This window comes from Limosilactobacillus galli, assembly GCF_947381495.1.
Lineage (GTDB): Bacteria > Bacillota > Bacilli > Lactobacillales > Lactobacillaceae > Limosilactobacillus > Limosilactobacillus galli.
In genome coordinates, this window is record NZ_CANCWK010000054.1 from 1 (window position 1) to 9,880 (window position 9,880).

Below are 9,880 nucleotides of genomic sequence, written 5' to 3' on the forward strand. Positions count from 1 at the left end.
CAAATTGTGGTTCAAGCACTCATCAGAAGGGTGTTTGCTCACAAGCCACGTCCTTTAGGGCGTGGTGGTTGACTATTAGATGATAAATTCCCGACGAGCGTACGGCTGGTCGGGAATTTTTATGTCTTCTTTATATCATCGGCAATTCTGTTGACTTGGGGCTGGGTAGATAATATATTACCTTCGGTTACTCAGATGGAAGGAGAAATACCAATGAATTACTTAATCGGTGTCGATGTCGGCACCACCGCCACCAAGGCCGTCCTCTACGACGAACACGCAACCGTCCTCGGTCACTTCAGCAAGCAGTACGCCCTCTACCGCAACAGCCAGGGCATGGCCGAGCAGGATCCCGCTACGATTGTCAATGCCGTGGAAACCACGATCCACGACGCGGCGGCCCAAGCGGACCTGGAACACGGCAAGCTGCTCGCCGTCGCTTTTTCCAGTGCCAACCAGTCCGTCATCATGCTGGACAAGAATTACCGGCCCCTCTCCCGCTTCATCACCTGGGCCGACACCCGGGCCGGCAAGGTTGCCCGCCGGCTGAAGTACTTACCGCTGGGGAAGATCATCTACCAGCGGACGGGAACCCCGATCCACCCGATGTCGCCCCTGACCAAGATCATGTGGCTCCACCGCGCTCAACCCGCCAAGGTGGCCCAGACCTCTTACTACGGGGACCTGAAAGCCTACCTCTTCCACCAATTCTTCGGCGTCTTCAAGCTCGACGTCTCGGTCGCTTCCTGCACCGGGATGATGGACATCCGGACCCAGGATTGGGACGAACGGGCCCTCAAGCTGGCTAAGATCGAACGGCACCAACTGCCGGAGATCGTGTCCACCACCACCCGGGAGACCGGCCTGTTGAAGGTGGCCCAGGAGAAGATGGGGATCCCTGCCGACACGCCATTCGTCTACGGGGCCTTTGACGGAGCCCTCTCCAACCTTGGCGTCGGTGCCATCCAGTCCCACGAGGTCGCCATCACCATCGGGACCTCTGCCGGCGTCCGGGTCGTCACCGATCATCCGGTCATCGACCCCCACCAGCGGCTCTTCTGCTACGTGGTCGATCACGAGCGCTGGGTCGTCGGTGGACCGCTGAACAACGGGGGCGACGTCTTTCAATGGGCGGTGGAGAACCTAGTCGATGTAAATGCGGCAGAGAATGAGCCGGTCGATCCCTACGCCTTTGCCAATCACGCAATTGCTGGGGTTCCCGCTGGTGCGCATGGGCTGATCTTCCACCCCTTCCTCGGCGGTGAACGGGCCCCACTCTGGAACGCCAACGCCCGCGGTTCCTTCTTCGGCCTGTCCGAACTCCATACCCGGGCGGACATGCTACGGGCCGTGGTGGAGGGCATCTGCATGAACATCGCCACCGTTTTCGACGCCGTCAGCGACGTGGTCGGCAAGCCGTTGAGCGTCACGGCCACCGGTGGTTTTGCCCGCTCTAAGGTTTGGCGGCAGATGCTGGCAGACGTGCTGGACTGCCGGGTCGACATCCCCGAATCATTTGAATCCGGCTGCCTTGGCGCAATCACCATGGCGATGGAGAGTCTGGGGATGATTCACCAGCTCAATGAAGTTACCGACTTCATCGGGGACGTCCAATCATACCTGCCTGATGCCGATGCGGTTGCGACCTACCAGAAGTGCCTGCCGATCTTCAAGCAAGTGGAAAAGCTGCTGGCCCCCGCTTACGATGAAATCGCCCAGTTGCAGGAAGAAGAATAATATCGATAAAATTAAAAGCATGAATCGCTGTTGTTGGCGGTTCATGCTTTTTGGTTAAGGATGATATTGGTACTTGCGGCAGGACCGGTGCTCCCCCATCACGGTCCTGCATTTTACAATTAACTCTCCCCGAAATATAGCAATGCTTGATATCAATCAGCACCAATACCATGTCCATTTTCATTATAGTTGGGTTCCGTGCGGGCGGTTCATCAAGATTAATTCTTTTAATTCCACTGAAGAAAAACGCACTTCATTAAACTCTGTTACGGTCTTATTTCATATGGTCTATTATTGTTGTTCATGCTTTTCGACGGCCGTTACCAGTTCTTCCAGGGACTGGCTACCAAAGATAACCGGATCAGCACCGATCATCGTAGCTGGTACCGACATGATCTTCTTTTCCTTCCGCAGTTCTGGGAAGTGCTGAAGGTCAATCATTGTGGCCGTGATCCCCGGATTCAAAGCCGCCATGTGTTGGCAGGCGGCCACAACATCTGGGCAGAAGTGACAGGTCAGTGAAACCCCGATCCGGATGTCAACCGGGCCCAGCTTCTTGATCCGATCAACCATCTCCGGGGCAATCGTCTGACCAGGCCCTGCTACGTTGTAGACCCCAAGAACCAGGGAGTTGAGCTCGTGGCCGGTTGGAATCCCAGCATAGTGCAGGCCGGTATCATTGCCATCCCCGTCCAACAGCTTCAGCATTGGCAGGTATTGATCGTTCCCCTTGACGGTCGTCACCGTGAAGTGGTCATCCAGGCCGGCAAACTCCGTGACAAAGCTAACCAGTTGCTGGCTGAGTTCACTATCGTTGGTATTGACCTGGAAGGTGACGTTCTTGGTCAAGCGGTCAAAGATCGGCCGCAGTTGTTGGTCGATATCCGCTGTCAGCCAGTTGCCCTGGTGCGGCGCAACCTCTTCCTGGTGATCCAGCTGGGTGGTCTGACCAACCGTCTTAGCAGGCTTCTTGGCAACTGCCGCATGGATTGGGATCCCCTGCTTCTGTTTCTGCGCAGTAACATAGGCTTCAGCAGCCGTTGCCGCAGTGGCCCCATCCGCAGCGGCCGTGATGATCTGCCGTAGCGGTTTGACAATCACGTCCCCGGCGGCATAGACCCCAGGGACGTTGGTGGCACCTTCATCATCAGTCTTGATGTAGCCATTAGAATCCAGCTCAACGATGCCGCTCAGGTTTTGGGTTGCCGGCTGGGTGCCGACGTAGATGAACATTCCAAAGGTGTTGTCACCCTCGTCGACGTGGCAAACGGTCTCCTTACCGGTCTTGTTGTTGACCAGGGTCGCACTGGTCAGGTAGTCGTCACCAGCGACCTCCTTGATCTCGGTATTGTACTCCACACTGACCTTCGGGTTGTTGAGCGCCCGGGCAGCGGTCAGCGGTGGGCAGGTGAAGTGGTCGCCACGAACCAAGACCGTGACGTGCTTGCCGAACCGACTCAGGTAGTCAGCCTCCTCAGCCGCTGCGTAGCCCCCGCCGACAACGAAAATCTGCAAGCCAGTGAAGAGCTCGCCATCGCAGGTCGAACAGTAGGCAATCCCGCGACCACGGAATCCATCTTCACCAGGGAAGCCAACCTTCCGCGGGTTAGCCCCGGTAGCAATGATCACGCTCCGGGCCTGGTAGGTCTGACTGCTCTTTCCGGTCAGCGTCTTGACCTCGCCCGTCACGTCGTACTTTTCGATCTGGTCATGCTTGATGGCCACACCAAAGTCGGTTACCTGCCGCTGCATCTGGTTCATCAACTGGGTGCCGTCGACCTTTTCAACCGCCGGGTAGTTGTAAACCACGGATGTCGTGGTCACCTGGCCGCCGACCGTGTCACCCTCGATAATCAGGGTATCCAGGGTGGCCCGCCCGGCATAGAGCCCGGCAGACAGGCCTGCGGGACCCGCACCGACGATGATTAAATCGTATAAATGTTGTTCAGTCATTGGCGGTCACCAGATTAAAGCTTGCCAACAAGGTCGAGGCTTGGCTTGATGGAATCCTGACCTGGCTTCCAGTTAGCTGGGCATACGCGGTCACCGTGTTTACGAACGAATTGAGCCGCCCGCAGGGTCCGCAGAATTTCGTCCGCGCTCCGGCCAATGCCCATGTTGTTGATGGTATAAGATTGGATCTTGCCATCAGGGTCGACGATGAAGACACCACGGTAGGCTTGACCGGCATCCTCGTCTAAGACATCAAACATCCGAGCCAGCTTGCCGGCAGGGTCCGCCAGCATGTGATACTTGATCTTACCGATCTTGTCAGAAGCTTCTGCCCATGCCTTGTGAACGAACTCGGTATCCTCGGAGACAGAGTAGATCTCCGCGTTGGCCTGCTTGAAGTCTTCGTACTTGTCCTGCAGAGCTTCCAGTTCCGTTGGGCAGACAAATGAGAAGTCAGCCGGGTAGAAGAAGAAGATACTCCACTTGCCCAAGACATCCTTCTTGGTAACTTCAACCGTCTTGCCATCTTGATATGCATTAACCTTAAAGTCTTCAATTTCGTGTCCGACAAAATTCATGAATATCCACTCCTTAAATTAGAATCATTCTTAACTACACTTTCATTATAGCTAATCACGGCTGATATTCAAGAACTAATTTAGATTAATTCTAAAACAAGGGATCGCAACATCCGACTGTTGCGATCCTTTGTTTTGTTATTTACTAATTTTTAGAACTTTCTTGGAGCCAAGTGTCCATTGAAGTCCCCGCCAAATAGCTTGGGGAAATAGATGCCAGTTTGGTTTCTGGCGAACCACCATCGGCAGGTTGGACTTAGCGTCAGCTTTTTTCTCTGTGGTCTCCGTCTTCTTTTCATCATCGGAATTCTTTTCTTCTTCCGCTGAACTCGAAGTAGATTCAGCAGACGAGTCCGCCGGAGTCTTTGCCGTAGATTTTGCTGATTCAGGGGTAGCTGACTGGGTGACGGCTTCCTTATCCGCTGCCTTTTCTGAAGTTGCGGTTTCCGAAGTGGACTCATATTTTTCTGGAGTTGTTGATGACGACGCAGCTGCGTCTGGTGTGGTGGACGCAGCCGAAGCCTCATCTCCTACTTTTTCTGAAGTGACCGATTTAGTTGGTGTCGATGCGGAATTATCCGTTGCTTTTTCGGCGGTTGCGGATTCTGAGCCATCCGAACCAGCAGCTGAATCCGAGGCAACCTTGTCCGCTGCAGACTCAGCGGTGGCCGATTCTGGAGCCGTTGAAGCTGCCACTGTACTCTGCGCGCTTTCCTGATCACTACTCATCTCTGCGGGCGTAATCGGTTGGGCCGACGTGATTGGCGGCTCAGCCTCCGTTAGCTGAGTCGGTGACTGAGTCGGTGTAGTCGACTGCTGAGGTGTTGATGGCGAAGAGACTGCATTCGATGAGGCCTTCGCGCTGGTACTTGAATCGGCATCTGATGTTGACTGGGCAGCTGCAGTCGACTGTGAATGCGTCGGCTGGGAGCTAGCTGACGCCGATGTAGTCGGGGTACTGGGCGCCGCAGACGGTTGATGTGGTGCCGTTGCCTGCGTAACCGCTTCTGACGGCCTCACCTCGGGCTGTGCCGCGTTTGACACCGTTGATTTAGGCGCTGACGCACTCAAGACGGGATTACTCTTTAGGGCCTTAATCGCCGTATTAATCGATTGAACCACCATGTCTACCATCGTCTGGGGTGACGGCTGGGCCTCATCACGATCAGCCAGGATATCCTGCCCCATCTGAATCGTCTGATCATAAATCTTCTGGGTCCGCGGCCGTGCATCGCGATAGAAAGCGGCATCGTGGACCCGTGACTGGTCACTAACCAATTGTTCCAATTCTTGATAATTAACCTGCTCGCTCATCTGGCTCCCCCGTTTCTCAATATGTTCTTACCCCTAGTATAGCAGTTTTTCTATACCCAGCGAGAACAAAAAAAGACCGGTGAGAACAAACGCTCTCACCGGTCTTCATCATCTATTTACCAGCTGGCCTTCCGCACACCCGGGATCTCACCCTTGTGTGCCAGGTTACGGAAGTTAATCCGGGACATCCCGAACTTCCGCATGTAGGCGTGTGGACGACCGTCGTACCGGTCACGGTTGTGCAGACGAACCGGACTGGAGTTGCGTGGCAGCTTAGACAGGCCAATGTAGTCGCCCTTGGCCTTTAATTCCTTCCGCTTGGCAGCGTACTTCTTAACCAGTGCTTCTTGATGATGTAATTTAGCAATCTTTGACTTTTTTGCCATTTATAGATGTTTCTCCTTTTAATATTGATCAACATTACATTACAACAACAATATCAAAACATCTGCGATAATCATTCAATATATATTATGCCATTTTTCCTAACTTTTTACAAGTAAAAAAGCTACTTATTTGCTTAAATTTTCCTTAAAGCGCTCGTACTCAGCGATATAGTGATAACGGTCGTTATATTTCCGGAGGAGGTCATCGTCGTGGGTATAGGCCAGGCCGGTGTCCATCATCTTCTGGTAGAGGCCCCGGTACGGAAGATCGGTCTTGTCGGCTAATACCTTTTCCCGCTCCCGATCATAGGCAACGTGGCGGAAGCTGGTGACGGCCATCCCCAGGTCATCCACCTCCAAAATCAGGTAGTGGGCACGCAGGTCCTTCTGCAGGGCCGGCCAATGGTTGAAGGGTTCCCCGACGGCTCCGGGGTTGAGGATGATCCGCTCATCGGTCCCGTAGCGAAAAAGGTCGTGGTGCACGTGGGCGTAGATGGCCACATCGATATCCGGTTGACCGGCCGGGGGGGTAAACAACTGATCGAAGTTGGCCGAGTCGTTGGTTGGGAACAGGGCCTGACCCATATTCAGGTCGGGCAGATTATGGGAAATTCCAAAGTTCAGCGAGCCCACCTGCCGAGTTACCCGCAGCGGCCACGAGGCAAGCGTATCGACCAGGCCTGGTGCGGCGTGCTCAGCCACATATTGAGCCAGGCGCCCAAAGTAGACGTGGGACGGCTTCTCCATGCCCATCTGGCCCCGGGCACTGACGACAACCAGGTCATCCCAGTTGCCCCGCACCATGACGGTCGGCGCCATCTTTTGGACCAGCGCCCAGATTTCATTGACACTCGGACCCGGCATCAGGAGGTCCCCAACGAACCAGTATTCATCCACCCCCTGGTCAAGGCTATCCTGATACATCGCCTGCAGGGCGGTCAGGTTGCCATGCACGTCTGAAAATACCGCAATCTTCTTTTTCACGCTTGCTCCCTTCCTTTCTACTATATTAAATATAGCCGAAGCAAGCACAAATTACCACTCAATTGCCCCTTGACGATCGGGCCGGAATTAGTGATAGACTGGTTAGGACACTATTATTGAAAGGAAATTACCATGTCACAACCGCAAACTGTTCAGATTAGCAACCACACGCGGCGCCTGATCACCATCATCCTCCTGCTCTCGACCTTCATCAGCCTCGCCAGCCAGACGATGATGGTCACCGCACTGCCGGTCATCCAGCATGACCTCCACGTCTCCCTCAACGCCGCCCAATGGCTGACCACCGGGTACACCCTGATCATCGGGATCGTCACCCCGCTCTCGTCCAACATGTACGATAAGTTCACCAACCGTCACGTCTTCCTGGGGATCATCGGGACCTTCATTGTGGGGACCCTGCTCGGCTGTTTCGCCACCAACTTCTTCACGTTGCTCCTGGCTCGGCTGATCCAGGCCTGTGCCAGCGGGATGCTGATGTCGTTTCAGATGACCACCATGATCTCGATCTACCCAATTGAGAAGCGAGGATCGATCCTCGGCCTCTCCAGCCTGGTGATCTCGGCGGGACCGGCGATCGGGCCGACCCTGGCCGGCTTCATCCTGCAAGTGCTCCCCTGGCGGTGGCTATTCATCCTGGTCCTGCCGTTCATGGTCCTAGCTTGGATCGGGGGCTACTTCAAGCTCGCCAACTTCTCCCAGCCCCGCGACATCAAGATCGACTACCTCTCCGTCCTGATCTCCCTGATCGGTGCCGGACTGACCCTGGGCAGTCTGACTGCCTTCCAGGTGAACGCCTGGGTTGGCCTGGCCATGCTCATTGTTGGGCTGGCCGTGATCGCCGTCTTCGTCAAACGGCAATTCCACCTTACTAACCCGATGCTCAAGGTCCAGATTTTCAAGTACTCCTCGTTCCGCCTGATGACCATCGTCGGCATCTTCGCCTTCATGGTCCTGCTGGGGACGGAACAGCTGATGCCGATCTTCACGGAGAACGTCACCCATACCGGGAGCTTCATCTCTGGACTGATCCTCCTGCCGGGAGCAATCTGCAACGCTATTGCGGCCTCCATCGTCGGCCGAATCTACGACGAATACGGACCGAAGTGGCTGATCATCACCGGTGGCGTAATCATGCTATTGGCCTCGATCCCGCTGGTCACCATCTCCCGGGAGTCCTCACTCTGGGTCCTGACAATTGCCTACGCCGTTCGGATGATCGGCAACGCCTGCGTCTTCAGTCCAGCCCTGTCGGAGGCCTTCTCCCAGCTGTCACGGGCAGAAAACAGTCACGGGACGGCGCTCAACAACACCCTGCGCCAGATCTTCGGGGCCGTCTCAGTCACGATGCTGGTCGTCATCGCCGGTATCCCTTCATCCCTGATCACCGGGATCCGGATCTCCATGTGGGTCACCGTCCTGCTGGTCATCCTGATGCTCCTGACCTTCGCCCGCTACCTGGCGACGAAACAAAAGCATTAACTTTCACGCCAATTGCGCGTATCCTAATAAGTATCGTTTTAATCAAGGAGGCATTTTTTCGCTAATGGATTCTCCAGCAGCAACTGGTAAATTTCCCCGAGGCTGGCACCGCACCTTCTATACCCTTTGGATGGGCGCCTTCATCACGGGAATGGGCTATTCAATGACGATGCCCTTCATTTCACTCTTCATCAATGAGCTCGGCCACTTCAGTCGCTTTCAGCTGAACTTCTATTCCGGCCTGGCCTTCGCCATGACTTTCATCAGTCAGGCGATCGTCTCCCCATTCTGGGGCAGCCTAGCCGATCGAAAGGGTCGGAAGCTGATGTGCATGCGGGCGTCCGGGGTGATGGCCTGCACCATCTTCGTTACCGGGCTCTCCCAGAGCGTCTGGATGATCATCGGCATGCGTTTCCTCCAGGGGGTCTTCTCCGGGTACATCAACAACGCCACAGCGATGATGGCCGGCGAAACACCGCACCAACGTTCCGGTTGGGTCATGGCCGCCATGACCACTGCCGGGGTGGCTGGTAACCTGGTCGGCCCATTGCTCGGTGGAGCCCTGTCCGGCTTCTTCGGCTACCGGGTGCCCTTCTTCATCACCGGGGGATTGATGTTTGCCGTCTTCCTCTCGACCTGGCTTCTCACCACGGAGCACTTCAAGCCGATCCAGAAGGCGGCTATGAAGCCGATGGGCGAGATCGTCAAGGAACTCGACAACCCGAAGCTGATCTTCGTGATGTTTTTGACCACCATGATCGTGACCGCCTCAACGATGTCCATCGACCCGATCATTAGTCTGTATGTCCGGTCACTGATGCATAACCACGGGAACGTGGCCTTCGTCGCTGGGGTTGTCGCTGCTACGCCTGGTCTGGGAACCCTGATCGCCGCCTCCAAGATTGGCCACACCATGGACCGAATCGGGCCCGAGCGTGTCCTGCGGGTCGGCCTAACCGTCGCCTTCGTCCTCTTCATCCCGATGACCTTCACGCATTCACCATGGTCACTGGCCTTCTGGCGGTTTCTGCTGGGGCTGGCCAACGCGGCCCTGATGCCGGCCACCCAGACGGTGCTGACGCTAGACGTGCCAACTGAGGCTTTTGGACGGATCTTCAGTTACAACCAGTCCTTCCAGGCCGGCGGGGCCGTGCTCGGTTCCCTGCTGGGGTCCGCTATCTCTGGTTTGTCTTCTTACCCGATGGTCTTCGCCGTCACCGGGCTGACGCTGCTGGTTAACCTGGCACTGGTTCTGATGGTGAGGACACCGAAGAAGGCATAGTTGCTAAAATTTTGATTATATGAATAAACAGGTACTAAGCATCCGGAAATCTCTGGTGCTTGGTGCCTGTTTTAATGATGTTTGGCCGGAAATCCCGTGACTTTAGTCATGGGATGGATAGGCCCCTTTAGCGCCCGTTAGGGCGT

8 protein-coding genes are annotated in these 9,880 nt (G+C 55.3%); 3 read left to right on the forward strand and 5 right to left on the reverse strand.

The window, feature by feature from the left end:
• Positions 1 to 213: 213 nt before the first annotated feature.
• Positions 214 to 1,737 (forward strand): gluconokinase, encoded by a 1,524-nt coding sequence (locus QOS10_RS08480; RefSeq protein ID WP_283595038.1) that lies wholly within the window; start codon positions 214 to 216, stop codon positions 1,735 to 1,737.
• Between the two features lie 291 nt (positions 1,738 to 2,028).
• On the opposite strand, the gene QOS10_RS08485 is transcribed toward QOS10_RS08480, so the two are convergent.
• The 5 genes from QOS10_RS08485 to QOS10_RS08505 all read right to left on the reverse strand — a co-directional run bounded on the left by QOS10_RS08485 (position 2,029) and on the right by QOS10_RS08505 (position 6,952).
• The gene (locus QOS10_RS08485; protein WP_283595039.1) at positions 2,029 to 3,690 is read right to left on the reverse strand and encodes an FAD-dependent oxidoreductase; all 1,662 of its coding nucleotides are present in this window, start codon (positions 3,688 to 3,690) and stop codon (positions 2,029 to 2,031) included.
• 14 nt (positions 3,691 to 3,704) lie between these two features.
• The gene (gene ahpC / locus QOS10_RS08490) at positions 3,705 to 4,268 is read right to left on the reverse strand and encodes an alkyl hydroperoxide reductase subunit C (protein ID WP_283595040.1); all 564 of its coding nucleotides are present in this window, start codon (positions 4,266 to 4,268) and stop codon (positions 3,705 to 3,707) included.
• 138 nt (positions 4,269 to 4,406) lie between these two features.
• A complete protein-coding gene (locus QOS10_RS08495; protein WP_283595041.1) occupies positions 4,407 to 5,582 on the reverse strand; it encodes a hypothetical protein in 1,176 nt (391 codons plus the stop codon).
• 116 nt (positions 5,583 to 5,698) lie between these two features.
• Complete coding sequence (gene rpsN / locus QOS10_RS08500; RefSeq protein ID WP_104687942.1) at positions 5,699 to 5,968, reverse strand: 30S ribosomal protein S14; 270 nt, start codon at positions 5,966 to 5,968, stop codon at positions 5,699 to 5,701.
• Between the two features lie 126 nt (positions 5,969 to 6,094).
• Positions 6,095 to 6,952, reverse strand: a complete 858-nt coding sequence (locus tag QOS10_RS08505; RefSeq protein WP_283595042.1) for a metallophosphoesterase family protein — start codon at positions 6,950 to 6,952, stop codon at positions 6,095 to 6,097.
• Between the two features lie 132 nt (positions 6,953 to 7,084).
• Here QOS10_RS08505 and QOS10_RS08510 point away from each other — a divergent pair, with 132 nt between their 5' ends.
• Both QOS10_RS08510 and QOS10_RS08515 read left to right on the forward strand, forming a co-directional pair.
• Positions 7,085 to 8,452 (forward strand): MFS transporter, encoded by a 1,368-nt coding sequence (locus tag QOS10_RS08510; protein ID WP_283595043.1) that lies wholly within the window; start codon positions 7,085 to 7,087, stop codon positions 8,450 to 8,452.
• A 64-nt stretch (positions 8,453 to 8,516) separates the two neighbouring features.
• Positions 8,517 to 9,734, forward strand: coding sequence for an MFS transporter (locus QOS10_RS08515; protein ID WP_283595045.1), 1,218 nt, complete (start codon positions 8,517 to 8,519; stop codon positions 9,732 to 9,734).
• Positions 9,735 to 9,880 lie beyond the last annotated feature (146 nt).